This window comes from Bacillus sp. NTK074B (assembly GCF_017303375.1).
Lineage (GTDB): Bacteria > Bacillota > Bacilli > Bacillales > Bacillaceae_B > Rossellomorea.
On record NZ_JAFKOH010000110.1, the window covers coordinates 1 to 264 of the forward strand.

General features: G+C 56.4%; 1 protein-coding gene. It reads right to left on the bottom strand.

Annotated features, from left to right (window positions below):
• The coding region (locus tag JI667_RS21620) for a hypothetical protein (protein ID WP_206858524.1) at positions 1–264 on the bottom strand (264 nt) is incomplete at both ends.

The window sequence follows — 264 nt, forward strand, 5'->3', positions numbered from 1 at the left end:
TCCTTCGTTCACAAGCGACATGATAGACGCTTGTTCAGCTTCGGTGTCCCGCAGCTCCTTTTCGGTTTCCATCTTGTCGAGGTAGATGCGATCCCCGGTCGATTGGGCCATGAACTGTGCATAGGAATCGGAGTCGGCGTTCGCATCCTCAACCACTGCATCTGCGCTCGCGGTCAGGAAGTCCTCGATCCCCTTGGCTTTCCGCTCAAGCACCTGCCACAGTACGACGTCCGATGTTTTCTCGGTGGCATAGGCGAGGATCTC